The sequence below is a fragment of the Luteibacter jiangsuensis genome (genome assembly GCF_011742555.1).
GTDB lineage: Bacteria > Pseudomonadota > Gammaproteobacteria > Xanthomonadales > Rhodanobacteraceae > Luteibacter > Luteibacter jiangsuensis.
Map to the genome: position 1 here is coordinate 24,027 of NZ_JAAQQR010000008.1, position 25,108 is coordinate 49,134.

Annotated in this window: 21 protein-coding genes; 4 read left to right on the forward strand and 17 right to left on the reverse strand. The window is 65.5% G+C overall.

Features of this window, described 5'->3' with window-relative positions:
- Positions 1 to 4 precede the first annotated feature (4 nt).
- A complete protein-coding gene (locus tag HBF26_RS15655) occupies positions 5 to 1,963 on the forward strand; it encodes a phospholipase D family protein (protein ID WP_167128535.1) in 1,959 nt (652 codons plus the stop codon).
- A gap of 15 nt (positions 1,964 to 1,978) precedes the next feature.
- On the opposite strand, the gene HBF26_RS15660 is transcribed toward HBF26_RS15655, so the two are convergent.
- Both HBF26_RS15660 and HBF26_RS15665 read right to left on the reverse strand, forming a co-directional pair.
- A complete protein-coding gene (locus HBF26_RS15660; RefSeq protein ID WP_167128538.1) occupies positions 1,979 to 2,590 on the reverse strand; it encodes an energy transducer TonB in 612 nt (203 codons plus the stop codon).
- Positions 2,590 to 3,876, reverse strand: a complete 1,287-nt coding sequence (locus tag HBF26_RS15665) for an acetyl-CoA C-acetyltransferase (protein WP_167128540.1) — start codon at positions 3,874 to 3,876, stop codon at positions 2,590 to 2,592. Before HBF26_RS15665 ends, HBF26_RS15660 begins: the two co-directional genes overlap by 1 nt.
- Before the next feature lie 184 nt (positions 3,877 to 4,060).
- On the opposite strand from HBF26_RS15665, the gene HBF26_RS15670 reads away from it, so the two are divergent.
- Both HBF26_RS15670 and HBF26_RS19795 read left to right on the forward strand, forming a co-directional pair.
- Positions 4,061 to 5,188, forward strand: coding sequence for a hypothetical protein (locus HBF26_RS15670; protein ID WP_167128543.1), 1,128 nt, complete (start codon positions 4,061 to 4,063; stop codon positions 5,186 to 5,188).
- Positions 5,189 to 5,267: 79 nt separating this feature from the next.
- Positions 5,268 to 7,763, forward strand: coding sequence for a GGDEF and EAL domain-containing protein (locus tag HBF26_RS19795; RefSeq protein WP_167128545.1), 2,496 nt, complete (start codon positions 5,268 to 5,270; stop codon positions 7,761 to 7,763).
- 130 nt (positions 7,764 to 7,893) lie between these two features.
- Here HBF26_RS19795 and HBF26_RS15680 read toward each other — a convergent pair whose 3' ends face one another.
- The 5 genes from HBF26_RS15680 to HBF26_RS15700 all read right to left on the reverse strand — a co-directional run bounded on the left by HBF26_RS15680 (position 7,894) and on the right by HBF26_RS15700 (position 12,360).
- Positions 7,894 to 8,346 (reverse strand): GNAT family N-acetyltransferase, encoded by a 453-nt coding sequence (locus HBF26_RS15680; protein WP_167128548.1) that lies wholly within the window; start codon positions 8,344 to 8,346, stop codon positions 7,894 to 7,896.
- Positions 8,347 to 8,349: 3 nt separating this feature from the next.
- Positions 8,350 to 9,735 (reverse strand): nitrogen regulation protein NR(I), encoded by a 1,386-nt coding sequence (gene ntrC, locus HBF26_RS15685; RefSeq protein WP_167128551.1) that lies wholly within the window; start codon positions 9,733 to 9,735, stop codon positions 8,350 to 8,352.
- On the reverse strand, positions 9,732 to 10,739 hold the full coding sequence (locus HBF26_RS15690; protein WP_167128553.1) for a two-component system sensor histidine kinase NtrB: 1,008 nt from the start codon (positions 10,737 to 10,739) through the stop codon (positions 9,732 to 9,734). The genes ntrC and HBF26_RS15690 overlap by 4 nt, the downstream gene beginning before the upstream one ends.
- A gap of 197 nt (positions 10,740 to 10,936) precedes the next feature.
- The gene (locus tag HBF26_RS15695) at positions 10,937 to 11,602 is read right to left on the reverse strand and encodes a hypothetical protein (RefSeq protein WP_167128556.1); all 666 of its coding nucleotides are present in this window, start codon (positions 11,600 to 11,602) and stop codon (positions 10,937 to 10,939) included.
- Between the two features lie 98 nt (positions 11,603 to 11,700).
- On the reverse strand, positions 11,701 to 12,360 hold the full coding sequence (locus HBF26_RS15700) for a hypothetical protein (RefSeq protein ID WP_167128559.1): 660 nt from the start codon (positions 12,358 to 12,360) through the stop codon (positions 11,701 to 11,703).
- Between the two features lie 249 nt (positions 12,361 to 12,609).
- On the opposite strand from HBF26_RS15700, the gene HBF26_RS15705 reads away from it, so the two are divergent.
- A complete protein-coding gene (locus HBF26_RS15705) occupies positions 12,610 to 14,157 on the forward strand; it encodes a WD40/YVTN/BNR-like repeat-containing protein (RefSeq protein ID WP_167128562.1) in 1,548 nt (515 codons plus the stop codon).
- Positions 14,158 to 14,276: 119 nt separating this feature from the next.
- Here HBF26_RS15705 and HBF26_RS15710 read toward each other — a convergent pair whose 3' ends face one another.
- The 10 genes from HBF26_RS15710 to HBF26_RS15755 form a co-directional block, all read right to left on the reverse strand.
- Complete coding sequence (locus HBF26_RS15710; RefSeq protein ID WP_167128565.1) at positions 14,277 to 15,857, reverse strand: M56 family metallopeptidase; 1,581 nt, start codon at positions 15,855 to 15,857, stop codon at positions 14,277 to 14,279.
- The gene (locus tag HBF26_RS15715; protein ID WP_167128568.1) at positions 15,857 to 16,231 is read right to left on the reverse strand and encodes a BlaI/MecI/CopY family transcriptional regulator; all 375 of its coding nucleotides are present in this window, start codon (positions 16,229 to 16,231) and stop codon (positions 15,857 to 15,859) included. Before HBF26_RS15715 ends, HBF26_RS15710 begins: the two co-directional genes overlap by 1 nt.
- Positions 16,232 to 16,385: 154 nt before the next feature.
- A complete protein-coding gene (locus tag HBF26_RS15720; protein ID WP_167128570.1) occupies positions 16,386 to 17,159 on the reverse strand; it encodes a 3-keto-disaccharide hydrolase in 774 nt (257 codons plus the stop codon).
- Positions 17,160 to 17,179: 20 nt separating this feature from the next.
- A complete protein-coding gene (locus HBF26_RS15725) occupies positions 17,180 to 18,091 on the reverse strand; it encodes a hydroxypyruvate isomerase family protein (RefSeq protein ID WP_167128573.1) in 912 nt (303 codons plus the stop codon).
- The gene (locus tag HBF26_RS15730) at positions 18,088 to 19,143 is read right to left on the reverse strand and encodes a sugar phosphate isomerase/epimerase family protein (RefSeq protein ID WP_167128576.1); all 1,056 of its coding nucleotides are present in this window, start codon (positions 19,141 to 19,143) and stop codon (positions 18,088 to 18,090) included. Before HBF26_RS15730 ends, HBF26_RS15725 begins: the two co-directional genes overlap by 4 nt.
- 1 nt (position 19,144) lies before the next feature.
- Positions 19,145 to 19,735 carry a gluconate 2-dehydrogenase subunit 3 family protein gene (locus HBF26_RS15735; protein ID WP_167128579.1) on the reverse strand — a complete coding sequence of 197 codons (591 nt, stop codon included), beginning with the start codon at positions 19,733 to 19,735 and terminating at the stop codon, positions 19,145 to 19,147.
- A 12-nt stretch (positions 19,736 to 19,747) separates the two neighbouring features.
- On the reverse strand, positions 19,748 to 21,439 hold the full coding sequence (locus HBF26_RS15740) for a GMC oxidoreductase (protein WP_167128582.1): 1,692 nt from the start codon (positions 21,437 to 21,439) through the stop codon (positions 19,748 to 19,750).
- Between the two features lie 10 nt (positions 21,440 to 21,449).
- Positions 21,450 to 22,325: a sugar phosphate isomerase/epimerase family protein gene (locus tag HBF26_RS15745; RefSeq protein ID WP_167128584.1), complete on the reverse strand. Its 876-nt coding sequence runs from the start codon at positions 22,323 to 22,325 to the stop codon at positions 21,450 to 21,452.
- Between the two features lie 18 nt (positions 22,326 to 22,343).
- Positions 22,344 to 23,549 carry an MFS transporter gene (locus tag HBF26_RS15750; protein ID WP_167128587.1) on the reverse strand — a complete coding sequence of 402 codons (1,206 nt, stop codon included), beginning with the start codon at positions 23,547 to 23,549 and terminating at the stop codon, positions 22,344 to 22,346.
- Positions 23,546 to 24,736 carry a Gfo/Idh/MocA family protein gene (locus HBF26_RS15755; protein ID WP_167128589.1) on the reverse strand — a complete coding sequence of 397 codons (1,191 nt, stop codon included), beginning with the start codon at positions 24,734 to 24,736 and terminating at the stop codon, positions 23,546 to 23,548. The genes HBF26_RS15750 and HBF26_RS15755 overlap by 4 nt, the downstream gene beginning before the upstream one ends.
- Positions 24,737 to 25,108 lie beyond the last annotated feature (372 nt).

Sequence of the window (25,108 nt, forward strand, 5' to 3'; positions counted from 1 at the left end):
CGGGATGCGCCGCCTACTCACGCTCCTGCTCCTTGCCGCCACGCTTGCCGCGGGCGGATGTTCGTTATCCCCGGAGCGAATCCGCAAGGCCGACGCGGTGGTCACCCTCACCGTGGACCGGCAGGACACCTGCGACCCCGTCGATGCGAGCCATTGCGCGACACCCTCCCCCTTGATCGACGCCGCGCTGGAAGCCGATGCCGCCTCCACGGCGGCGAAGCCGGTGCACGTGGCCACGTTGCTGGAAGACGGTGAAACCGCGCTTGCCGCACGCATCAACCTGATCCGCGCGGCCCGCAAGAGCATCGACGTACAGACCTACATCTGGGAACAGGACGACGCCGGCAAACTGGTGCTGGATGAACTGGTACGCGCGGCCCGCCGCGGCGTCCACGTTCGCATCCTGGCCGACCAGCTGTTCTCCTTCCGCGATCCAGGCCTGCTCGCGGCGCTGGCCCGCGCCAGCGACCGCATGGAGATCCGGCTATACAACCCCACGTTCCACGCCGCACGCACGCCGCCGCTGGAATTCGCCGCCGGCATCCTCTGCTGTTTCTACAAATTCAACCAGCGCATGCACAACAAACTGCTGGTGGTGGACGACCTCGTGGGCATCACCGGTGGGCGGAACTACGAAGACCGGTATTTCGACTGGGACGACGCCTTCGACTATATCGACCGCGACGTGATGGTGGGCGGTCCGGCCGCCGCCGAGATGGGCGCCAGCTTCGAACAGTTCTGGACGCACAAGCGATCGGCACCGCTCACTCACCTGCGCGATGTGAACCGCGAACTGCTGGCCGACACCGACGACCCGCGCCACTGGAATCCACCCACTTACGACAAACCCGACCGTGTCGCCGCCCTGGTGTCCGACGCGCTCGACCCCGCATGGGTCGAACAGCACATCACGCGCAACACCCTGCGCATGAACCGCGTGGAATACCTCTCGGACCTGCCCGGCAAGACCGACGAACCGAAGCGCCGGGAAGCACGAGCGCTTACCCGCCACATCATGGGGCTGGTGCGCGACGCGAAAAGCGAGATCGTGCTGCAAACGCCCTACCTCGTCATGAGCAAACCGGCGAAGAAAATATTCAGCGCATTGGGGCGTCGCGCGGACCCGCCGCGCGTGGTGGTGTCGACGAACTCACTGGCATCCACCGACGCGTTCGCCGTGTATGCGCTGTCGTACAAGCATCGCAAGCGCTACCTCACCGATTACGGATTCGAGATCTACGAACTGAAGCCGCACCCGTTCAATGCGGACCCCGACGCCCTGGAAGGCCGCACGAACGCCGTCGATACGCCGCCGGTGGACGGAACCGTTGCCGGAGCGCCGGGAAGCGCTTCAAGCAGCGGCGGCCGGGCACGGCGCCATGGGCGCGGCGCCACCTCGGAACGGTTCGCGCCTTCGGAATCGTCCAGCCTCCTCGGTATCGGCAGTCGCGCCAGCCGCGGCCCGCGCAACCGCCCCGCACCGCTGCTGACGGCGGGCGTACGGTTCGGGCTGCATGCGAAATCCATCGTCGTCGACGACACCTTCGCCATGGTGGGCACGCACAATTTCGATCCACGTTCCGACCACTACAACACCGAGTCCGGCGTGATCATCTACGACAAGCGCTTCGCCGACAGGCTGCGCGATTCGATCCTGCAGGACACGGAACCCGGCAACGCGTGGACGATCGCGCCCCGGCAGAAGAAGATACCGGTGTTGTCGTCGATCAACGAGTTCATCGGGGACGTGTCGGAACGACTGCCCTTCTTCGACCTGTGGCCGTTCCGTTATGCCACCAGTTACGACCTCAAGCCGGGCTGCGTCCCGATGCGCTGGAAGGACCCTCGCTTCTTCGAATGCTACGAGCCCGTGGGCGACTTCCCCGAAGTGGATGTGTCCCTCAAGCTGATCTACACGCGGATGATCACGGCCTTCGGCAGCTCGGCGGCCGGCATCCTCTGAACGCGCCGCGCACGCTTACCGCGTCAGTTCGAAGGTAACGGGCAATTCGGCCGTGTAACGATCGGGGCGGTCGGCGGCGGCGAAGCGCCAGTCTCGCACCGCTTCCTGCGCGGCGCGATCAAGGGACTCGTCGCCACTGGAACGGCCAACGGCGACCCCGGTGACGTCGCCTTCGGGTGTGACCGTCACATGGAGTACCACCTTTCCCTCGCGATGCGCTCGCAGCGCGGACATCGGATAACGGGGCGACGGCATGTATACCGGCACCAGCGGTTCCGGCGCCGGAGCACGGGCCGCGCCGACCATGCGCGCCGAGGGCGGCACTACGGAGGCGGACCGCTGAGGGGCGGGCCGTACGGACGGCGGGGCAACCGCGGCCGGACGCGTCGCGGCAGGCGCCACCTGGGACACCGTTCTCGACACCATGGCAGGCGCCGCCGTGGGCAGCGTGACCTCGGCGAGACTGCGCGTCTTCGGCGCGCGCTCGTAGGTGAGTGCAGTGAGCCAGCTCGTGCCGGCAATGCCGACGAGCAATGCCAGAGCGCTGAGGGAGGTGCTGGTACGTAGGGCGAGCATCGGTAGACAGGGCGAAGGCGACGCGAGCGCGTCGCCGTTTCCTTCCTTCATCAGGGGCGTTCGAGGATGGCCGTGACGCCCATGCCGCCCGCCGTGCAGATGGAGATCAGGCCGCGGCCGGAACCCTTCTGCTCCAGCATCTTCGCCAGGGTGGCCACGATACGCGCACCGGTGGCCGCGAACGGGTGACCGGACGCGAGACTGGAACCGTTGACGTTGAGCCTGGCCGGGTCGATCGAACCCAGCGGAGCGTCCAGGCCCAGCCGCTGGCGGCAGTAGTCTTCGCTTTCCCAGGCCCGCAGCGTGCAGAGCACCTGCGCGGCGAAGGCTTCGTGGATCTCGTAGAAGTCGAAATCCTGCAGCGTGAGGCCCGCCTGTTTCAGCATGCGAGGCACCGCGACGGTCGGGGCCATGAGCAGGCCTTCGCCATGCACGAAGTCGACCGCGGCCACCTGCGCGTGCGTGAGGTAGGCCTGGATGGGCAGACCGCGCGCCGCGGCCCATTCCTCGCTGGCCAGCAGCACGGCGGCGGCGCCGTCCGAAAGGCCCGTGGAATTGCCGGCGGTGAGCGTGCCCTGACCGGAAGTCTTGTCGAAGGCGGGCTTCAGCGCCGCCAGTTTTTCCAGCGTGGTGTCCGGACGGAGGAAACCGTCGCGCTTCAAGCCGCGGAAAGGCACCACCAGGTCGGCGAAGAAACCGGCGTCGTACGCAGCGGCGAGCTTCCGGTGGCTGGCCAGGGCCAGTTCGTCCTGCTCCACGCGGCCGATCTTCCACTCCTTGGCCATGAGCTCGCAGTGGTCGCCCATGGACTTGCCCGTGCGCGGCTCGGCCACACCCGGGAACGACGGCTTCAGCTCCTTGAACGAGAAGCCCCGGGTGGCGGCCTGGAACTTCTCCTTCACCGTCTTCGCACGGTTCATGGCCAGCAGCCGCTTGCGCAGCTTCTGCCCGTAGACGATGGGTACGTCGCTGGTGGTGTCGGAACCGCCCGCGATACCGGCTTCCATCTGGCCGGTGGCGATCCTGCTGGCGATGAGGATGGCGTTGTCGAGGGAGGTGCCGCACGCCCGGGCCGTGGTGATGCCGGGCGTGGTAGGTGCCAGCCCCGAGGACAGCACCGCCTCGCGCGCCAGGTTCCAGTCCGAGGAATGGCGGATGACGGCGCCCATGGCGACCTCGCCCAGCTCGGCACCATGCAGTCCGAACTTTTCCACCAGTGCCCCGAGCACCTTCACCGACATGCCGAAGTTGCCGACATCGGCGTAGGCCGTGTTGTTGCGGCAGAAGGGGATGCGGACGCCGCCGATCACACCCACACGCTTTTGCGTCTTATCCATGCTTGAGAAACTGTCCAGACCGAGGGGATGCCCCAGGGGCAGCCGAGTGCGAAGAAGAGGTCGCGGATGCCGACGATCGCCGACGAACGCGTATCGGCAAGGCTAACCCGCATCCCTTCCCGGTGAAAGCCCGATCCGGCCGAATGATAGAATTGCGTTCCTTTGCCGTTCGGAAAAACCTGCCGTGAACGAGTCGCTGATCGCCTGCCCCGCCGTACTGGCGCTGGAACTGGCCGGGGACGGCGCGCCCGACCGGCTCGAGCTCACCCGGGACGAGGCCCGCGTGCTGGCCTCCCTGGTGGCCGACGACCTGCGCGCCCTGCTGCCCGGCATCGAGACCTCGCGCCTGGCCATCGCCGGTGCCCTGTTCGACGGCGTGGAGCTGCTCCGCCCCGGCTTTCCGGTGTTTGCCACGCTGGAAGAACTGGCGCGGCGGATCCCCCGCGTGACCGACGCCGGCGGCGTGGTCGCCTTCGGCACCCACGAGGGCCACATGCCCGCGCAGCCGCTGGTGCCCGATCCCGCCTATGCCGGGGGCCCGATGCGGCTCGTACCCTGGATGGTGCTGGCACCCGCCAGCCAGGCGGAGGACATCGCGGCCGCCATGGAAGTGGAACTGGTCGGACGGGGCGAGGCCGGCACGGCCACCGCGGATTACCTCATGCGCACCCTGGGCATGCGCCTGGAACATGCGAGGTATCTCAGCCGCAACGACCTGCTGGCGCTGACCTGCGTGCAATACGAGCACGTGAACCTGGCCCCCCTCTGGACCGTGCTGGAGGCCGCGCTGCTCACACCCTACAAGGAGGAGACGGCCCTGGGTTCGCGCGGGCTGCCCTTGCACTATGCGGAGGGGCGCGTCGGGGTGCCGGGGCCGTCCGCGTGGTTCGCGCGCGCCGGCAACAAGGGCGCCAACGCCGCTCACGAATTCGCCGGTACGCTGTTCGAACTCCGCCAGTACGCCGCCCTGCTCGCCGCACACCACGTCCCCCTTCACATCGAAGGCGAATCGGCGCAAACGGCGGGCTACCTCGTCGAGCCCATCGCGACGGCGGACCCGGCGCTGCCCCCGCCGGCCCTTTACGCCCATGAGGCCGCCGGGCTGGGCATGGCCGCCATCACTGTCGCCCAGCCCACGCCGGGCAAGGCCAGGGTGCTGGCCCACGGGTATCCGCTGGCACCCGACGCGCTCGCGCCCCTGCTCGACGCGCTGGCCAAGGGCTATGGCGCCGCCCACGAGGTTCACGCGCTGGGCCGGATGCTGCTGGACGCCGACGGTGCCCTGTCGGCCCCGGCGCCCGCGCTGCATTGAGGCTCTTTTTTGACGAATCGTCCGATATACGAGAGGAAACCAAGACCGTAGAGTGAACCGACGTTATCCCGGTTCCTCCATGCGCTCATCGATTCCACCCGTCAGCGACTCATCCTCGGACTGGTCCGCGTACCTCCTGGAGCGCACGCCGGCCATGATCGCGTACGTCGACACGGCGATGCGCTATCGCTATGCCAGCCCCGCGTACCTCGCGTGGATGAATGTCGGCCACATCGACGTAGTCGGGCGGCCCGTCGCCGAGGTGATCGATCCCGCTCTGTGCGCGCTCATCGAACCCGACATCCGCGCCGCCCTCGGCGGCACGGCGATGGTGGCCGATCGCGCCATCCGCAACGGCGCCGGCGACCACTATGCGCAGGCCACCTTCTCGCCCGACGTGGACCGTGACGGCAACGTGCGCGGCGTGGCCATCCTCCTTGCCGACATTTCCAGCCGGCAGGTGCTCGAGGCACGCCTGCGGGAGAGCGAGCGGCGCTTCGCGCAGGCGTTCCGTTACGCCGCGATCGGCATGGCGCTGGTGCTGCCCGACGGTCGCTGGTTGCAGGTGAACCAGGCCCTGTGCGCCATGCTGGGTTACGACGAGCAGGCGCTCATGCGCACGTCGTTCCAGGACGTCACCCATCCCGACGACCTCGCCGCCGACCTGGGGCACGTGGAAAAACTGCTCTCCGGCGACCGCCTCTCCTACCAGATGGAAAAACGCTACCTGCACCGCGACGGCCACGTGGTGCACGTGCAGCTCAGCGTCTCCCTGGTGCGCGACGAAATCGGCGGGCCGCTGTATTTCATTTCGCAGGTGCAGGACATCAGTGAACGCAAGGCGTTCGAAGACGCCCTCTTCCGCGAGCGGGAACTCGCCGAGGTCACGCTGAAATCCATCGGCGACGCCGTCATCACCACCGACACCCAGCTCATCGTCACCTCGCTCAATCCCATCGCCGAGGCCATGACGGGATGGTCCAGCCACGAGGCCGTGGGCCGGCCCATGGACGATATCTTCCAGCTGCGCGATCCGCTCACGCGCCGGCCGATTCCGAATCCGCTGATCATGGCCGTCAGCAAGAACAGCATCGTAGGGCTCACCACCGATGCCATCCTCGTGCATCGCAATGGCTTCGACAGCCCGATCGAGGACTCGGCGGCCCCCATCCACGACCATGCGGGCAATGTGGTGGGCGGCGTGGTGGTGTTCCACGACGTGAGCGAAACCCGTGCGCTGGCCTTGAAAATGGCCCATCTCGCGCACCACGACACGCTCACCGGCCTGCCGAACCGCGCCCTGCTCACCTCGCGCATGGAATTCGCGGTGACCGCGGCGGCGCGCCGCAACCAGCGCGTGGCGCTGCTGTTCGTCGACGTCGACCACTTCAAGCAGATCAACGACTCGCTCGGCCACGCCGCGGGCGACAGCCTTCTCCAGGAAGTGGCCCGGCGTATCCGTGGGGCCGTGCGCACCGACGACACCGTGAGCCGCCTCGGCGGCGACGAGTTCGTGGTGCTGCTGCCGCAGATCGAGAGCCCCGGCGATGCCAGCGTGGTGGCGGAGAAAGTGCTGTCCGCCTGCGGGCAGGCGTTCGGCCTGGGCCTGGACACCTCGGCGCTCGCCATCAGCTTCAGCATCGGCATCAGCGTGTATCCCGACGATGCGGAGGACGCCGAGTCGCTGTTGCGCAACGCCGACACCGCCATGTACGAAGCGAAGATGCAGGGGCGCAACGGCTATCGCTTCTTCAATCCCACGATGAACGAGCGCAACACCGCGCGCGTGCGCATCGAGGTGGAACTGCGCAAGGCCCTCGCCCGCAACGAACTCAGCCTGCACTACCAGCCCAAGGTGGACGTGGAACTCGGCACCATCATCGGCGCGGAGGCCCTGCTGCGCTGGCAGATGGACGGCGAAGACGTCTACTCGCCCGAGCAGTTCATTCCCGTGGCCGAAGACTGCGGCCTCATCGTGCCGATCGGCGAGTGGGCCTTGCGCGAGGCATGCCGCCAGGCGGAGGCCTGGACGCGACTATACCGGCCACTGTCCGTGTCGGTGAACGTCTCGGCGCTGCAATTCCAGCACACGCGCTTCTTCGAGTCGCTGCGCGCCGTACTCGCGGACACCGGCCTGCATCCCACCCTGCTCGAACTGGAAGTCACGGAACGCACGGTGATGGAAGGCGGCGACCACATCGCCGAACTGCTGCGCAAGATCAAGTCGCTCGGCGTGGCGCTCAGCCTGGACGACTTCGGCACCGGATATTGCAGCCTCGCGTACCTCAAGCACTTCCCGGTCGACATCCTCAAGATCGACCGCGCCTTCATACGCGACGTGGCGTGGGACAACGACAGCGCCGCCATCGTCGGCGCCATCGTCGGCCTGGGCAAGGGCATGAACAAGCAGGTGCTTGCCGAAGGGGTGGAAAGCATGGAGCAAGCCACCTTCCTCGGCTCTGCCGGCTGCTCGCAGATGCAGGGATTCCTGTTCGGCAAGCCGATGACCGCGCGCGAGTTCGAGGAACGCATCGCCGTAGTGGACACGGGCGATCCGACGGTGACGCCGGATTGAATCGCCGCGGCGCAACCACGTCGCACCGTAGGAGCGCGCCCTGCGCGCGACATGTTTTGAGGCCATGCCTCGGAGCTGGCGCGCCAGCTCCACGCGTGCCGCAAAAGGCCGTCGCGCGCAGGGCGCGCTCCTACAACAGCGGCGCTTCGTACATGTAATAGTGGCAGCGCTCCATGCCCAGTCCGGCGTACGTGGCCTGCGCCCGCTCGTTCTCCAATTCCACGTAGAGCCGCAAGCCGACGGCGCCCGCGCCTTCGGCCATCGCTTTCACGTGCGCGTACATGGCCCGGAACACGCCCGACCGGCGCGCCTCGGGCGCGACATAGACGCTCTGCACCCACCAGAAATCGCCGCAGCGCCAGTCGCTCCACTCGTACGTGACCAACAGGCAGCCCACCGCGATGCCGTCCAGTTCCGCCACGAGATAGAACCCGCGGCGCGGCTCCTCGAACACGGCCCGCACGCCGCGCCCGATGGTTTCGGCATCCAGCTGCTTCTGTTCCGTTTCCCAGGCCATGGCGATATTCCAGCGGGCTATCGCATCGGCGTCTTCCGGCGCGGCACGGCGAATCTGTAGTGACATGAGTCAGTCCTTCGCGGGGCGCCGCTTACGCGACGCCCCCAGTTTGCGGGTCAAGGTATTCCGGCCGACACCGAGCGCCGCGGCGGCGTGCTGCCGGTGGCCGTCGTTGGCGATCAGCGCGACGTGCAGCAAGGTCTTGTCCAGCGCCTCGCGGGCACGCGTGTGAATGTCCGGCTCGTTTCGCGCCAGCGCGTCCTGCGCCCACGCGCGGAGGGCTTCCGTCCACTCGGTGCCGCGCGGCTGCCCGACCGCGACGCCGCCGAGATCGCTCGCCTGGATCTCCACCCCGGGGGCGATCACGGCAAGCCGGCGGCACAGGTTCTCCAGTTCGCGAACGTTGCCGGGGTATTCGCGCTGCTCGATCAGCTTCATTGCGCCACGCGAGAAGCGCTTCGGCGGCAGGTTCAGTTCGGCCGCCGCCTGGGCGAGGAAGTGCTTCGCCAGCAGGGGAATGTCGGCGCGACGGTCGCGCAGCGACGGCAAGGCGATGCGCACCACGTCGAGGCGATGCTTGAGGTCCGCGCGGAACAATCCCGCCGCCACGCGCGCTTCCAGATCCTGGTGGGTGGCGGCGACGATGCGCACGTTGCCGTGCATGAGTTCGCGTCCGCCCACCCGGTAGAACTCGCCACCGGCGAGCACGCGCAGGAGCCGCGTCTGCAAGGCGAGAGGCATGTCGCCGATCTCGTCGAGGAACAGCGTGCCGCCGTCGGCCTGTTCGAAGCGCCCGGCGTGGCGGCGCGTGGCACCCGTGAAGGCACCCGCTTCGTGGCCGAAGAGTTCGCTTTCCAGCAACTCGGAGGGAATGGCCGCGGTGTTGAGCGCCACGTAGGGCTTGCCCCGCCGCGCGCTCTCGTCGTGCAGCGCCCGCGCCACCAGTTCCTTGCCGGTGCCCGTCTCGCCCGTGATCAGCACGTTGAGATCGCTGGCGGCGACACGGCCGATAAGCCGGAACACCTCGCGCATCGCCGGGCTTTCGCCGAGCAGTGCATGCGTTTCCGCCCGCGTGGCAGGCACCACCACCGCTTCGCGCGCGGCGGCAAGCGCACGCTCCACCGCCTCCACGGCGAGGTCGAGGTCGAACGGCTTCGCGATGTAGTCCGCGGCGCCCGCGCGGTATGCCGCCGCCGTGGTCGCGACATCGGTGTAGGCGCTCATCACGATCACGGGACCGATGTTGCGCCGGGTAAGTTCCTCGAGCAGGCGCAACCCGTCCTCGCCCGGCATGCGGACGTCGGTGACGAGCAGGTCCGGGTGCCCTTCCGTCAGGGCCGCGCGCACCGCGTCGCCGGTACTGAATTCGCGCACGGCGTGGCCGGCATCGCGCAGGGCCTCGGCGAGCACGAAGCGCACACCGCGATCGTCGTCGGCGATCCATATGTCGGTCATGCGCGCTCCATGGGCAGATAAAGCGAGAAGGTGGTTTCGCCCGGATGACTGGTGTAGCGAAGGTCGCCACCGTGTTCGAGGGCGATCTCGCGGGAGAGGGCCAGCCCCAGGCCCGTGCCTTCGGGATGCCCGGAAACGAGGGGCTGGAACAGCGTGTCGCGAAGCTCCGCCGGCACACCCGAACCGTCGTCCACGATGTCGACGCGCAAGGCGGCGCGCACGACGCGCTCACCGAGGCGCACCCCGTGGTCCACGCGCGTGCGCAGGGTGATCGTGCGGGCGCTCGCCTGGGTCGCGTTCCGGGTGAGGTTCAGCAGCACCTGGAGCAGGCGATCGGCATCGCCCTGGATGTCCGGCAAGCTCGGGTCGTAGTCGTGCCGCGTGGCAGGCGCGCCCGGCTCCGCCGCGACCAGGGCTTCCAGACGCTCGAGCAATTCGTGCACGTTCACCGGCGCGATCCGGGCCGAGCCCCCATGGCGCAGGAGCCCGTCGGCAAGCGCCGCCAGACGGTCCGCTTCGGCAATGACCATCGACGCCAGCTGGCGCAGGTCGTCGTCGCCAAGCCGGCGTTCGAGCAGCTGCGCCGCGCCGCGAAGGCCCGCAAGCGGATTCTTCACCTCATGCGCCAACCCGCGCAGCGTGGCCGACAAGGGCGTGGCGGCGGGCGTCAGATCGGGCGCCAGGGGATGCACCTCGACCAGGATCCGCTCCTCCGCGACCGGCTGCATCGTGACGTCCGCCACCAGTTCCCGACCCCGCCCCACGTGGAAGGCGGTTCCACGCAGGTTGAAAGCGCGGCCTTCGCCCAGGGTACGAGCGAGGTGCGGAAGAAGCGCGGGGTTGCGCAGCAAGGCCGAGAGGTTCTGACCGACGGCGGTCCGGGGGCCCACGTCGAGCATCTCGCCCAGGGCGGGGTTGAGCCATTGCACCCGGCCGTCGGGCTCGAGCAGAGCCAGGCCTGTACTGAGGAGCGTTAGAAGTTCGGTGTCTTCGGGTGCAGGCATTGCACCAATTTAGGGAAGTCTTGGGTGCGGTGCAACATGAAGTGGCTTCGCCATCTTTCCAACGAACCTCGGTTCACGGGAATGGCCCTGGAGTCGGAGGTGCCGTTGCTGTGCAGTGAACGCCACGGTGCCGCATCCACTGCGGATCATCTAAACGGAGGAAGGCAAGGTCACCTGTGCCTACGCTTTTGACAGCCTTATCGGGACGTCGATACGGCACCTTCTGCGACGTTCCAGACGCTTCGTGGTTTACCCGTGGGATCGAAAAGGGAAAAGCGCCCCCCTCGGCCCCTGGCCGACATTTCGAACAGGCTCACATCGCCGACGGCCGCATCTGCATATTCCAGGACAAAGGTGGCTGACCGGTTCTTCTCGTCAACATACATGCCGATGGCATCCCTGTCAGGGTAGTCAAATGAAATTGCCCCGCGGCCATTGCTCAGCCAGGAGATCCCACCCCGCTCGTCTCCTGCAGTGTTGTGGATAAAGAGGCCCACGGAATCTCCGATTCGGTGGAAGTTGGCCGGAACCTTGCCCTGAATCTGCGGTGGAAAGGATTGCCCGACCGTCAGCCGGTCGTGCCCCTGTTCGTCAAGGAACAGCAAGGCGACGGACCCTGCATCGTGGCGGATACGGTTCGGGACGTCTGGAAAGGGTGCGCCTATGACAATGCGCGCCCGCCGTTGCGCGTCCTCAACAACCAGTCCCCGGACGTGAACGATGCCGGATTGCCTGCCTGGACCGGCGAAAGCGAATGCCCCGCTTAGCGCCATCGACACCACAAAGAGGCCAATGCAAAGGAAAGTCAGACGGCGGCTCTTCCGCTCTAGTTGTAGCATCCTGGCTTCGATATCCAATTTCATGCCGTCCCCTCGCCAATTGAAACTCTTCGGACGCACGGCAGCGCGAGAAGGTTTAGCGATGGCGTCGACCTGCCAAGGACGGAAGACAAATTGCAGGGTCAGATAGCGCGAGCCAGAGCACCTTCAACGCTCGAAAACAGGTGCACGAAGCACTTCGAATCGACCGCGTCCTGCAAGTGTTTCCTCGCCGCCTCTGTATCGCCGAGTGCCAGCGCGGCATAACCGGCGCTGTACGAGCGCACCGGCGAAGGGTTACTGCCGAAGCCCCAAAACCTATCGAAGCTCTCATTATCATGTTGAAGGATTCGGAGTACTTCTGAGCGATTGCCAAGGATGCCGTACCACTGGAGGGCCTTCGACAATTGATTCACGACGTCCTGGATGGCCCAGGAGAGATTCTTGCCCTCTGCATCGATCGCCCACACATGAGCGATTGAAGAAGGGGACGACATTGTCGGCAAGAGCATCCCTCGAATCAGGCATCCGGCCTCGTCAGGGAGCAGCTTTCCGTCCTTGACCTTCGGTGGCCATCGCGGCGGGATGTAGGTGGGAAACCATCCCAGATTCACCCGGAATGAGTGCGGCGTGATGCCGAGAACGTCCGCGTTGTATTTACTGAAGGACTGGACGTTAAAGACATCCACCCCATCCGCGCCGTGCCGCCACGCTGTCCTGGTAGTGAATGTATCGAAGCCGACTTCCTCAAGAAGGGTCCAGATCCGTCGCTTTACCTCGCGGCTGATCGTCTTGCTATCCAAGGTCCGGAACTCCTGAATTCGGGTTGGCTTCCCGTCTACTCATCGCTTCCATCCTAGCTGTCTCACCAACAGGCGGTCATCTCGGGACGCTCGGGCTCGTTGGCCTCAAGTAGAAGATCCGATTGCTGTTATCAGTCCGATGCATCCCCGAATGACGTTGGCGGATCCGGCAGCCACCGAGCGCGAGCCGCCCCAACCACGGCATAATAGCCTCTGCCCAAAGCGGGCCATTACAGGGGAATCGAACGTATGGAGTTGCACTGCCGGTCAGTGTTGCGTGCGTGTGCGCGCATCGTTCTTGCCGTCGCGTTCTGCGGCGTCGCCGTCCTCGGCGGATGTACCTCGGTTCCTTCGCGCAGTCCTATCGCGCCGAGAGATGCCGACGGTGCCGTCTTCTTCAAGGTGACGGACAACTACGCGCTGGAGGCGTGGGAGCTGCCGAGCGCATTCCTCGCTGTCAGGCGGGTCGCCGATGCGGCTAGCCCGGCGACTCCCTGTTACTGGTTGCGACCCGGGCGGCGGGGACTCGCCGGATCCACCTTCCTTGCCGGCGCATTGCCGCCCGGCACATACGAGTTTCCCAACTTGGGCCTTCCCGGGGAGAAACTGGGCTCGGGATGTGACCACCATGGCCCGGCTACCGCTCGCTTCTCCGTTGCGCGCGGCCGGCTGACCTACCTTGGAGTCTGGACACAGGAGAAGGCGAGCGGAAATCAACAGGCTATCGCGGTCGTTGACGACGGAGAGCGGGCACACCTCGAGCAATCGGTGCCGGGCGAGTTTCCGGAGCTTGCGCGTCTCGTCGGACAGCCACCTCTCGGCTTCCTGACACCCAAGAGCGCGGACCAGAACGAGAAGATCACGCAGCAAGTCGTCCGCCGAGGATTCGACACCGATGCCCGCGCGGAAGGCGCATCGGGAACCTGGTTCTACGGCACCCGGACGGGCGCCGTGCGGCGCTGGCGTGAAGGCGAGAGCGCCGCTCCGGCCGTGGATACCGGCTACAGGGTTTCTATCGAAGCCATTGCGGTGCTGAGCGACAATAGCGTGCTCGCCGGTGGCGAACAGTCCACGCTGCTCCTGTCGCAGGACCAGGGCGCCACGTGGACAACGCTTGATGTACCCCTTCCGTACGGCGTGATTTTCGGCTTGGCCGTCTACAGGAACGATGTTGTCCTTGCGCTGCTGGACAAAGATGACATCCACATCTATCGCAGCGGCGCATCCCTTGCGTCCTGGAAAGAGGTCGCCGGCTTCCACACCGAATTCGCATTCTTCTCTGGCGTGCCCAATATCAGGCCGGCTGCATTCGTCAGCGGCAGCAGCTTGGTGATATCCCTGCCTTCGCGTCACATGGCAATCTACGACATGGCGACGGGCGCGAGTGATACGCGCGATCTCCCCGGCGCTATCCAGCTGTTCGGCATGAGCGGCGACGGGGCGCTGCATTGCAAATGCGCACCGGTGATCATTACGAACCCGTACGAGAGCCACGACCTGGGCAAGACCTGGGCCGCCTCGACTCACGACCGTTATTCGTTGATCCCTGCGATGCGTGACCAGACCACGGGCATGGTATGGACCAAGGACGGCATCGATCGCACGCGCGACGGTGGGCACACGTGGGCACGCGTATCGCGGCCTAGCGGAGCGTTAGTCAACCTGTTCTATTCGCGGGACGGAAAACAGGCCTTCGCCACCGACGGCTTCAGCATGTGGCAAAGCACTGATGACGGCGGAACATGGACGCGGGCCTTCAGGCCCAGCGCATCCGGCACCGGACTTCTCACGCGGTGACTTCGGTGCCCGGATGCAGGTGCCGCCGAGTCAAGGCGGCGCCTCACATCTCCTAAGGTTCATCGTCCCCTAGCCATCAATCAGCCCTCGGCCCTGTGTTGCATAAGCGTGCGACCGGCTTACTGGCGACGCATGACGGAATTCGAGATAAGGCCGTGCCTGTCGAGCTGGATGAACACCTGCTGCGCGCCGTGTTCGTGTTGAACGTCGTAGATATCCCAGCCGTAATCCGTCACACCTTCGAACTTATAGGACTGCACCGGGCCGAGGTGCGCGAGGTAGTTCCCTACCTGCGCGTGGTTGCGTGCGAAGATCCGTGCGGCTGCGGGGTCCAGTCCCTCGTTGCCTTCCGGATTGGTCAGAATGCGGCGCAGCGCTTTCTCGCTGTCGGGGAAGGGTTTCTGTACCTTGACCCTCTCCGCGAGATCGGCGCGAATCCTTTCCGCCGTTGCCCTATCGACACGAGGCGCGTCGATGGCGACATTGCCGTGCTCGCGCACCACCACGGATGCGACCCGGCCATCGGCCCCTTTCACGAAATCGAGCGTGACATCGATCGCCGGCACGGCGAATTCATGCTCGCCAACGGCGGAAACGGCGATCGTACCCTGTGCCAGAAACTGGCCGATCGGCGTCACGGTCAGCCCATTCTCCTTGCGCTCCACCGTCAGCAGCGAATAGTCGCTGAGCGCATAGAAGCCGGCGTAGGTATCAAGGATGGCTGGATCCACTGCAGGCGCATGGGTGGCGGGCTGTCCGGGCGATTCCGGCGGCGTCACCTGCGCGGCAAACACCGCCATGCCTAGCGCGAGGCTGATCATGGCGAAAGCCGAAGCTCGTGCCCATTTGCGCGGTGTGGAAAGCATGATCCTTATCCTCCGCTCGAGAAACGATTTCGATTCGGACATCGCCGTCACCGCGGCCACGTACTCGGACTGGTTCTGGCCAACCTGGATCAGGGTTTCGCAGTAGTCGCGGACGTCGCCGCCTTCGCGCAGCACTCGCGCATCGCAATCGACTTCGATGGCGCAACGCAGGCGGTGGAACTGCCACCAGAGCAAAGGGCTCCATGGCATCGAGACGAGGAGAGCCATCGCCACCGCGACAAGCAGGGGATCGCGTGCAGCCAGGTGCGATTGCTCATGGGCCATGATGTAGCGCTGCTGTGCGGGCGATTCTTCGAGCACCCACGCCGGTATCACCACGCGCGATCGCACCAGACCGACGACGGCGGGGCCGACGTCATCAGAAACGAGCACCGGCACGCCATACGCGGTGCCCGGCGTCCAGCGACGCTTGCGCCGGTGGAACACCATCGTGGTCACGCCCAGGAACAGCAGCAGCGTGCACGAACTCGCCAGCCAGATGTCCGTCAGCATCGTGTCGATGCGTGGCGAGGACGCGTAGGACGTCGCCCCGCTCCAATCGATCGCCTTGGCGGCAAGCGGAATCGACGTGGTGGCGCCCAGCAACAGGGGTTCCGCGGCCCCCTTGGCCGTCGCGGATGCTTCGGACGACACCCACGACCGCGGTATGGAAACCGTTGCCATGGCAACCGGCAAGGCGATCGATGTCGCTATCGCCGCGATCCAGACGCCACGGGTGGGCAGGCGGCGATGCTTCGCGGCCTGTTCGGCCAACAGCGCGGCGCCGCCGAACACCGCGGCGACGAGGACGGCGTAGACCATCCAGGCAAGCATCAGGGCTTGTCCTTGTCGGTCCCTTCCGCCAGCAACTTGCGCATGCGCGCGATCTGTTCGGGGGTGAGCTTCTGGTCCGAGACGAGGTGCGTGAACAGCAACTCCGCGGAGCCCTTGAACAGCTTGTCCGTCAGGTGCTGCAGCGCGTTCTTGCGCGCCGCCTGCTGTTTCACGCTGGCGAAATAGCGGTGCCCTCGCCCTTCCTCTTCGTAGCCGACATAACCCTTCGCCTGCAACGTGCGCAGCACGGTAAGCACCGTGGTGTAGGCAAGCTTGTCGGTCAGGCGCTCGCGTACCTCCGACACCAGCGAGGGGCCGTGGTCCCACAGCACCTGCATGATGTCCGCCTCGCGGTCGGTGAGCGAGATCTTCATGGCCGCATTCCTCGAACGCTATCTACTAGATATGTAGTAGGGATAGTCCAGCGGGGAACACATGTCAACTATGCTTTTAGTGGAGGACCCGCAGCGCCATGCGGGCGGCCATGACTGGCGTGGGTGTTCCCGCGCCAGTAATGGTCTCAGCGCCTCACAGCGGCCTCACCCAAATGTTCCGGAAGCTGATCGGCTGCGAGTGATCGCCATGCGCCTGCAGCTTGATGGGCGCATCGGTATAGGCCTTGTACTTGGGCTTACCGATGTAGAAGGTTTCGCCGGTGAGCTCGGTGTGGTTCTGCACGAGCACGCCGTTATGGAACAGCGTGACGTATGCCGGCGACTTGACCGAGCCGTCGGCGGCGAAGACCGGAGCCGTCCACACGATGTCGTAGGTCTGCCATTCGCCGGGGCGGCGTGCGGCGTTCACGAGGGGAGCGGCCTGCTTATAGATGCTCGCGGCCTGTCCGTTGACGTAGGTCTTGTTCTCGAACGAATCCATGATCTGGACTTCGTAGCCTTCGTCGCCGGGGCCGGTCGAGGCAAGGAACACGCCGCTATTGCCGCGGCCCTGCCCTTCGCCGGTGATGTCCTTCGGAATCTGCCACTCCAGGTGCAGCTGGTAGCTGCGGAAGCGCTGCTTCGTCTGGATGTTGCCGGTGGTCTTGTCCACCGTGACCACGCCCTCGTGCACCTTCCAGCGTGCCGGCGAATGATCTTTCGAAGCTTCCCAGCGGGAAAGATCGCGACCGTCGAAAAGCACCACGGCATCGGAGGGCGGCGCGTTTTCCTTCGCGCCCGGCGTGACGACCTTGGGTACCGGTTCCCACTGCTCCGTGGCTTTCGGATCGTCCTGCGCGGATGCGCCCGCGGAACCGGCCATCGAGATGGCAAAAACGGCGAGGGCTGTCGAGGTGAGGTGCTTCATCGGCGCTCCTGGAGTGAATGTCATACCGCGCAAATCTTGAATGCCTCGGCGAACGAGGCAAAGGGGTCCGGGCCGGCGGGCATGAATTCATGCGCGATGAAGCCCTGGAAATTCAGGTCCGCGATGGCGGTGGCGATGGCGCGGTAGTTGAGTTCCTGCGTGCCGTCGATCTCGTGGCGACCCGGAACGCCGCCGGTGTGGAAGTGACCGAGCCACTGGAAGTTATCGCGGATGGTGCGGATCACGTCGCCTTCCGAGATCTGCATATGGTAGATGTCGTAGAGCAGCTTCACGCTGGGCGAGTTCACGCCCTTGCACACCGCCACGCCGAACGCCGTGTGGTCGCCCTGGTAGCCGTGGTGGTCCACCTTGCTATTCAGCAGCTCCACATGGAGCGTGATCCCGTTCTCTTCCGCGTACGGCGCGATCTTCGACAACCCGGCGACGCAGTTATCGATGGCCTGCTTGTCGTCGATGCCTGCCGTGCGGTTGCCGAACATGGTGATCAGGTTCTTCACGCCGGCACGCTTCGCGAGGGGAATCGTGGTTTCGATTTCCTTGATGAGCGTGGCGTGGTTCTTCGGATCGTTGAACCCCATCGTGATGAAGTTTTCGCGCTTGGCGGGATACCCCATGGACACGGCCAGGCCGTGGTCCGTCACCACCGACCACTCGTCCGTATAGAGCAGGTCCACGCCGGCGAAACCCATGGCCTTCAGGCGCTTGCACAGTTCGGGTAGCGGCGCCTTGGACGTCCAGCGGCTGAGCGACTGCTTCAGGCGACCTGGGCCGGCCTTGCCCGACGCGGCCTTGCCGGCGGTCGTATCGGCCGAGGCGATCAGCGGTGCCGCGCCGAGCGCGGCGGCGGCCGTGGCGAGATGCCCCAGCATGGCGCGACGGCGGTTGTCGGGAAGGTTGTCCGATGTGGTCATTCGAGCCCCAGGATGGTGCGGTTGAAGGCACGGTCACTGCCGCTCGAAGCGAAATCGTCGAAAGCGCGCTCGGTGACCTTGATGATGTGCTTGCGAATGAACGGCGCACCTTCCATCGCGCCCTGCTGTGAATCCTTGATGCAGCACTCCCACTCGAGCACCGCCCAGCCGGGATAGTCGTACTGCGCCAGCTTGCTGAAGATCGCGCCGAAATCGATCTGCCCGTCGCCCAGCGAACGGAAGCGTCCCGGCCGGTCGATCCAGCCCTGGTAGCCGCCATACACGCCCGAGCGGCCGTTGGGCCGGAACTCGGCGTCCTTCACGTGGAAGGCGCGGATGCGCTCGTGGTAATTGTCGATGAACTGCAGGTAATCCATCTGCTGCAGCACCATGTGGCTCGGGTCGAAAAGGATGTTGGCGCGGGGATGGTGATCCACCGCATCGAGGAACCGCTCGAAGGTAGCGCCGTCGTGCAGGTCTTCCCCGGGATGCAGTTCGTAGCAGACGTCCACGCCCACTTCGTCGAACGCATCGAGAATCGGCTTCCAGCGCCGGCCCAGTTCCGCGAACGCTTCCTCGACCAGCCCGGCCGGACGCTGCGGCCACGGATAGAACAGGTGCCAGGCCAGCGCTCCGGAGAACGTGGCGTGGGCCGTCAGGCCCAGGTTGCTGCTTGCCTTGGCCGCCAGCTTCAGCTGCTGCACTGCCCATGCCTGGCGCTCGCGTGCATTGCCGCGCAGCGCAGGGGGAGCGAAGCCGTCGAACAGGCGGTCGTACGCCGGATGTGATGCGACCAGCTGCCCTTGCAGATGGGTGGACAACTCGGTGACCACCAGCCCGTGCTCGGCGAGCGTGCCGGCAATGTCGTCGCAATACGTCTTGCTCTGCGCCGCCTGCTCCAGGTCGAACAGGCGGGTATCGTTGGACGGAATCTGCACGCCCACGAAACCGAGCGACGATGCCCAGCGCGCGATCGACGGCAGCGTGTCGAACGGTGCCTCGTCCGATGCGTACTGGGCAAGGAAGATGCCTGGGCCCTTGAGTGTCTTCATGTCAGATCTTCAGTGACGTCTCGACAGCCCAGGCCTTGCCGTTGCCTGCCTGCTTCAACGGGATGTCGCCCTTCCAGGCGCCCGGCACCGGATCGTACTGGAGCACCTGCGTGCAGCCCGGCTGCGAGAGGAAGAAACCGAGCATCGCGAGCTTCTTGCTCATCAGCACGAAGTCGGCTTCGGGCGCGAGCTTGCTGTCCTTGGGCGCCGTGACGGCTTCATTGTGCAACCGGGTTACCAGCGCGGTGCGCTGGGTGGGGTCGAGTTGCATGAACGGCTTGCCGCCCGCCTTGTCGAAGGCCGCCATGGCGGTGAGGTAGCGCGTCTGCTCCTCCTTCGTGTACACCGCTTCGAACATCTGGTCGATGAAGAGCGGCACACCCGCGTCCACCGCGCCCGGCGTGTCGGTGCGCGGAATCACGATGTCCGATACGGCACCGATCAGACCGTACTGCGCAGGCTTGAAGAACTGCGGTGTCTTACCCGACGCCTGTGAAGCCGCGTGCGCCTCCAACACGGCCAGCAACGAGGGCGCCGCGAGGGCTCCCACGGCCAGCGCGGACATGCTTTTCAACCATTCGCGACGATTCATGGGTTCGATTCCTCAGATGTTGCCGCGCTTCAGTTCTTCCACGGCGTGGCTGGCCGCACGTGCGGTCAACGCCATGTAGGTCAGGGACGGGTTCTGGCAACCGGAAGAAGCCATGGCCGAACCGTCGGTGATGTACACATTCTTGCAGGCGTGCATCTGATTCCAGCCGTTGAGCACCGAGGTCTTCGGATCGCGGCCCATGCGCGCGGTGCCCATCTCGTGGATGCCGGCGCCGACATTGGCCGGGATGCTGAACGAATTCACGTCGCGATAGCCCGCGGCGGTCATCATCTCCATGGCATCTTCGATGATCGCCTTGGTGATCATGCGCTCGTTTTCCTGATGCGCCGCGTCGAAGTTCAGAACGGGCAGGCCATATTTGTCTTTGTGATTCCTGTCCAGCGTCACGTAGTTCTTGTGCGAGGGAAGCATCTCGCCGAAGCCCATCATCGAGACGTACCACGGGCCCGGCTCCTGCGCGGCCTGCTTGAGCTCCGCGCCCAGCGCCTTGTCGTCGACCAGTCGGGTCCAGTCCTGACGGCCGGCGCCACCCTGGTAGCCGAACCCGCGCAGATACTTCTGCTTGTCGCTGCCGATGTTGCGGTAACGCGGAATGTAGAAGCCGTTGGGGCGGCGACCGGAGTAGTAGCGGTCCTCATGGCCTTCGACCATGGCGCGCGCGCCGTTGCCGAAGATGTGATCCATGATGTTGTGGCCCAACTCGCCGCTGTCGTTGCCGAAACCGTTAGGGAAGCGGCTGGAGGTGGAGTTCATCAGGATGTGCGTGGTGCCGAAGGTCGAGGCGCACATGAAGATCACACGCGCGAAGTACTCGGTCTGGTGGCCCGTCTCGGCGTCCAGCACACGCACGCCGGTGGCCTTGCCCTTGTCGTTGTCGTAGATCAGTTCGTAGACGATGGCATTGGTCACCATGGTCATGTTGCCCGTGCGCTCGGCGGACGGCAGCGTGGAGGAATTGCTGCTGAAATACCCGCCAAACGGACAACCGCGCATGCACAGGTTGCGGTACTGGCAGGTGCCGCGCTGCGGGCTCTGGTCGTGCTTCAGCGGCGCCGAAAGATTGGCGGTGCGGCCGATGATGAGCTTGCGGTTGAACTTCGTGTCCAGCTTGCCCTGGAAGTCCTTCTCCACGCAGTTGAGTTCCATCGGCGGCAGGAAGTCGCCGTCCGGAAGCTGCGCGAGGTGGTCGTTGTTGCCGCTGACGCCGATGAAGTGTTCAACGTAGTCGTACCAGGGCGCGAGATCCTTGTAGCGGATCGGCCAATCCACGCCCACGCCTTCCTTGCCGTTGGCCTCCAGGTCCATCTCGCTCAGGCGGTAGCTCTGCCGTCCCCACATGAGCGAGCGGCCGCCGACGTGGTAGCCGCGGAACCAGTCGAAGGGTTTCGTCTCCTCATACGGATTGTCGATGTCGTCGACGAACCAGTGCTTGGTGGACTGCGTGATGCCGTAGAACGACGGACGCGTGTGCTTGGGCCAGCGGGCAATGTCTGCCTGGGTCGGCTCGTCGCCATAAGGCAGTTCCCAGGGCGCCTTCATGGCCGTGGGGTAGTCCAGGTGCTTCACCATGGGGCCGCGGTCGAGCACGAGTGTCTTGAGGCCTTTCTCGGTCAGTTCCTTGGCGGCCCAGCCGCCACTGACACCGGTACCGACGACGATGGCGTCGAATGTGTTCTTTTCCATGCCTTTCCCTTCAGCGCAGCGGGCGCAGGTAGTCGAAGTCGACGCGCGCGGCGTCAAGAGAGCTCATGCGGGCGAACGGCCCCTCCTGTTCGACGAAGCAGTGCTTCAGTCCGGAGGCGTCGGCAGCCGCCATGATCGGTTTGTAGTCGAGTTCGCCGCGGCCGAGTTCGGCCCCGGGATAGTCCGTGCGATGGCCCGGCAGAAAATCCTTCGCGTGCATCAGCGGAATGCGCCCGGGGTTGGCCTTGAAGTAATCGGCCGGATTCTTGCCGCCGGCAGCGACCCAGCCGCAGTCGAGCTCGAACTGCACGAGCGACTTGTCGGTTTCCTTCAGCAGCACGTCGTAGAACACCTGGCCACCGCCGACGTCGGTAAACTCGAGATGATGGTTGTGGTACGCATAGCGGAGGCCAGCCTTGCGGGCCTTCTCGCCCAGGCGGTTGGCGTATTCGGCGGTGCGCTTGGCTTCGTCGAGCGAATACTTGGGCTCGCCCGACGTCTTCCCTTCCTTCTGCATGATCGACGGCAGCATGCTGCTCACGATGTACGTGGCGCCCAGCGTATGCGCCGCTTCCACGCCTTTGTCGAAGCCGAGGCTGTCGAAGTGCATGCTCGGGCAAGCCAGCCCGGCTTCCTTCAGCTGGTCGCGCAGGACCTCGGCCGTGCTGGTGATGATGGCCTCGATCTCGGCGTAGCCGATCGACTTCAGGGTCTTGAGCGTGCCGGCCGGATCTTTCTGGTAGGCGTCGAGCACCATGTAGAGCTGGATGCCCATCGTCTTACCCTTCGTCGCGGCGGCGAGGAGCCGGCCCGGGGCGGCAAGACCGACCCCCAGCGCCGCGCCACACAGGGCGGAGCGCGCAAGGAACTGCCTGCGATTCATCATGAAAGGGTCTCCGGAAGATCAGGGGGTGCCGACGACGGCGGCCGTTGCGGTGGCTTTGCGGTCCTTGAACAACAGGACGAAAAGGGCGAAGACGAAGGCGGCGAATGCGCCGGCGATGATCCAGATGGCGTGCCAGTCGTGCGTCGCATCGGCACGCGTATAGGTCTGCACCACGATGCCGGATAGCCACGAGCCGACGAACATGCCGAGGCCATAGGTCAGGAACGTGATGAGCCCCTGTGTGGCCGCGCGCAACGCCGGAGGCGCTTCGCGGTCGATGTAGATCTGGCCCACCACGAAGAAAAAGTCGAAGCAGACGCCGTGCAGGACAATACCGAGCCACAGCATCCACATGAGTTCGCCGGTGCCGCCGAAGGCGAAGAGGCCATAGCGCACCACCCAGGCCAGCATGCCCACGGCCAGCATCCACTTCACGCCCAGGCGGCGGAAGAACCAGGGAATGAGGAGCATGAAGAACAGCTCCGACATCTGGCCGCCGGTCATCTTGCCCGCGGCATTCACCACGCCGGCTTCGTTGAGGAAGAGGTTGGTGAAGGCGTAGTAGAACTGCAGCGGGATACAGATGAGGAAAGAGGCCAGCGCGAACACCGCCATGGAGCGCTCGCGGAGCAGGTGCAGGGACTCCAGCGGCAGCACGTGTCGCCATTCGAAACGGGTGTTGCGTGCCAGCGGCGGCGTCGGCGGCAGGGTGAAGCAGTAGCCCGCCAGCACCACCGAGAGGGCGGCGGCGAGAAGGAGCGGCGATGCGGTCGCTTCCACGCCCCATGCGCCGACGGCCAGGCCCACGACGATCCAGCCGATGCTGCCGAACACGCGGATGGCACCGAACTCTTCCTGGGGATCCTTGATGTGCCGCATGGCCAGCGAGGCGGTGAGCGCCAGGGTGGGCATGTAGCAGAGGCTGTAGGCCAACAGGGGAATGTAAACGGCCACGAAGGTGGTCTGTTGCGCCGCGACCGCGAGCAATACCGCGCCGAGGAGGTGCAGCAGGGTGAGCACGCGGCGCGTGTCGAACAGGCGGTCGGCAAGCAGTCCCACGAACAGCGGCGAGATGATCGCGCCCACGGCGGTGGTGCCCGCGACGGCGCCGATCTCGGTACCGGTGAAGTGCAGCGTCTTGCCGAGCCAGGTGCCGACCGTGACGTACCACGCGCCCCAGATCCCGAACTCGAACAGCATCATCGTTCTAAGGCGCCACTTCATCCGCGTTTCCTCGTTGTGCGTTTGGTTTCGAGCGGGTTCTCGACCGGTTGCCACAGGCCGCCGGCGGCGTGGCTCTTCAGCATCGCGTCCACCAGCAGGCTGTTGCGGTAGCCGTCGGCGAAGGTGGGCAGCGCGACCGGCTTCGCTTCCGGGCGGGCGCCGCCGCGGATCCAGGCATACGCATCGGCGATCACGTTTCGGAACGCATCCGCCCATGCCTCCGGGTGCCCGGCCGGCAGGTGGGCATAGCCTCGGGCGGAAGGATCCAGCAGCGAGGGATCGCGCGTGAGCACGGTGTTCGCCTTCGCGTGATGCCCGATCCAGAGCTCGTTGGGCTGTTCCTGGCGCCACGCCAGCGAACCTTCGCGGCCGTTCACTTCCAGCCGGAGATCGTTCTTGTGGCCGGGGAGCACCTGGCCCACGGTGACGCAGCCGCGCGCGCCGTTGTCGAACCGCAGCAGCACGCTGGCCAGGTCTTCGCTGGTGATCTTGCGGCGCTTGCCGGCGGTCTTCGCCGCCCCGGCAAAGGCTTTCGCCGAAGCCGCCGGCGCTTCGCGCTCGGGCACCACCGTGTGCAGGTCGGCCAGCACGGCGACGATGCGGGCACCGGTCACGTGTTCGGCCAGGTCGCACCAGTGCGAGCCGATGTCCCCCAGCGCGGAACTGGCGCCCCCCAGCTTGGGATCGAGGCGCCACGTATACGCGCGCTCGTCGGTGAGCCAGTCCTGCAGGTAGCAACCGTGCACGAACACGCTCTGGCCGATCTTGCCCTTGGCGATCATCGCCCGCGCCTGTTGCACGAGCGGGTAGCCGCGGTAGTTGAACGTGACGACATGCGCGACGTTCGCGGTCTGCGCGGCTTCATGAAGTTCGCGCGCCTCCGGCATCGTGGCCGCGAGGGGCTTGTCGGAAATCACGTGCTTCCCGGCGCGCAACGCCGCCAGCGAGACTTCCCGGTGCAGGTGGTTCGGCGTGGTGTTGTGCACGACGTGCACGGCGGGATCGGCGAGCAGCTCGCGATAGCCCGCATACGCCTGCCCGGCGTTCAGTTCGCGGGCCCGCTTTTTCGCGGATTCGAGGCTGGAACCGGCGATGCCGACGACCTCGACGTTGCCCAGACGCCGCACGGCGTCGAGATGGTGCGCGGCGATGAAGCCCGGACCGACGAGTCCCATGCCGAGCTTCATCGATCGGTGGTCCTGGCGCTTGTCGAAACCGACTGGCTTGCCATGTCTTCCCCCGACGGCCCTGCGCCGTCGAAATGTATTCGATTACATCCGCGTTCCTTCGAAGATCGAAAGTCCTTCCCCGGCGCGGATTCGTAAGTTCCCCCGGGTACCTGCTCGCAGGCTCCCCGAACATGCCAAGATGTAGCAGATGGGTGAAGAAGCCTGCAACGGTTTTATGTAATCCATTACATTGCAGCGCAGCATATTCACACGCAACGCCAGGACGTTGTCCGGCGCGTGCTCGGTCAGGCAAAGGATGGAAACGGGTGAGCGCAAGGGGATCAAGGCGAAAAGGACAGGGAGGCGATGGCCCGCGCAGCGATGTTGCGC

Coding starts and splice junctions, on each gene's coding strand:
- HBF26_RS15750 (WP_167128587.1), bottom strand. CDS start 23,549: ATGAAGTGGCGCCTTAGAACGATGATGCTGTTCGAGTTCGGGATCTGG.
- HBF26_RS15755 (WP_167128589.1), bottom strand. CDS start 24,736: ATGAAGCTCGGCATGGGACTCGTCGGTCCGGGCTTCATCGCCGCGCAC.
- HBF26_RS15745 (WP_167128584.1), bottom strand. CDS start 22,325: ATGATGAATCGCAGGCAGTTCCTTGCGCGCTCCGCCCTGTGTGGCGCG.
- ntrC (WP_167128551.1), bottom strand. CDS start 9,735: ATGACCGACATATGGATCGCCGACGACGATCGCGGTGTGCGCTTCGTG.
- HBF26_RS15690 (WP_167128553.1), bottom strand. CDS start 10,739: ATGCCTGCACCCGAAGACACCGAACTTCTAACGCTCCTCAGTACAGGC.
- HBF26_RS15665 (WP_167128540.1), bottom strand. CDS start 3,876: ATGGATAAGACGCAAAAGCGTGTGGGTGTGATCGGCGGCGTCCGCATC.
- HBF26_RS15725 (WP_167128573.1), bottom strand. CDS start 18,091: ATGACCACATCGGACAACCTTCCCGACAACCGCCGTCGCGCCATGCTG.
- HBF26_RS15740 (WP_167128582.1), bottom strand. CDS start 21,439: ATGGAAAAGAACACATTCGACGCCATCGTCGTCGGTACCGGTGTCAGT.
- HBF26_RS15660 (WP_167128538.1), bottom strand. CDS start 2,590: ATGAAGGAAGGAAACGGCGACGCGCTCGCGTCGCCTTCGCCCTGTCTA.
- HBF26_RS15655 (WP_167128535.1), top strand. CDS start 5: ATGCGCCGCCTACTCACGCTCCTGCTCCTTGCCGCCACGCTTGCCGCG.
- HBF26_RS15730 (WP_167128576.1), bottom strand. CDS start 19,143: ATGAAGACACTCAAGGGCCCAGGCATCTTCCTTGCCCAGTACGCATCG.
- HBF26_RS15705 (WP_167128562.1), top strand. CDS start 12,610: ATGGAGTTGCACTGCCGGTCAGTGTTGCGTGCGTGTGCGCGCATCGTT.
- HBF26_RS15695 (WP_167128556.1), bottom strand. CDS start 11,602: ATGAAATTGGATATCGAAGCCAGGATGCTACAACTAGAGCGGAAGAGC.
- HBF26_RS15715 (WP_167128568.1), bottom strand. CDS start 16,231: ATGAAGATCTCGCTCACCGACCGCGAGGCGGACATCATGCAGGTGCTG.
- HBF26_RS15720 (WP_167128570.1), bottom strand. CDS start 17,159: ATGAAGCACCTCACCTCGACAGCCCTCGCCGTTTTTGCCATCTCGATG.
- HBF26_RS15710 (WP_167128565.1), bottom strand. CDS start 15,857: ATGCTTGCCTGGATGGTCTACGCCGTCCTCGTCGCCGCGGTGTTCGGC.
- HBF26_RS15735 (WP_167128579.1), bottom strand. CDS start 19,735: ATGAATCGTCGCGAATGGTTGAAAAGCATGTCCGCGCTGGCCGTGGGA.
- HBF26_RS19795 (WP_167128545.1), top strand. CDS start 5,268: ATGCGCTCATCGATTCCACCCGTCAGCGACTCATCCTCGGACTGGTCC.
- HBF26_RS15680 (WP_167128548.1), bottom strand. CDS start 8,346: ATGTCACTACAGATTCGCCGTGCCGCGCCGGAAGACGCCGATGCGATA.